This is a genomic window from Psychrobacter sp. 1U2, from assembly GCF_051847575.1.
This window is the reverse complement of record NZ_JBPYDC010001312.1, coordinates 1-635: the sequence shown is the minus strand read 5'-3', so window position 1 is coordinate 635 and position 635 is coordinate 1. Positions and strand designations below refer to the sequence as shown.

At 42.0% G+C, this 635-nt stretch carries 1 protein-coding gene; it reads left to right on the top strand.

Going from position 1 to position 635, the window contains the following annotated elements; translation table 11 throughout:
- Positions 1-635, top strand: a 635-nt coding sequence (locus ACS8FD_RS21820; RefSeq protein WP_439277412.1) for an amidase family protein, incomplete at both ends; no start/stop codon positions are given.

Genomic DNA, 635 nt, shown 5'->3' with positions numbered 1-635 from the left:
AAATGCGCGTCTGGGCGTTGTCCGTAATGCTTATGGATCAAACGATGACACTGAATCAGCAGAAGTTAATCAGATTATCGACTCAGCTCTTGAACAAGCAAAGAGCGCTGGTGCAGAACTCATCGATGTTGAAATTCCAGATATGATGGAACACATTACTGAAACCTCCTTATATGGTTCGCATTCACGACACGACATCAATGAGTTTTTAGCCTCACGTGAAAATATGCCAATCAAAAGCCTTGAAGAAATCAAAGAAAAAGGCTTATTTCATCCTGTGCTGGACCTTTTAATTGATATCTTTGAGGGGCCAGTAAACCCAGAAGATGAGCCTGATTATTTCAAAAAACTTGCCGCTCGTGACAAATTCCAGCGCCTAGTTGCCGGAATCGTTGCAAAAAACAACTTAGATGCACTGGTATTTCCTTGCATTCAGATTCTGCCACCATCGAAACAAGATGTCCGTGATGGCAAGCATCAAGTATTAACTTTCCCAACAAATACTTTGATTGCTTCACAAACTTGGATGCCATCGATTTGTTTGCCTGCTGGATTTAGTAAAAATGGGTTACCCGTGGGTATGGAGCTGGTTGTTTTGCCCTATCACGAGCCTGATTTATTCCGATTGGGTTATG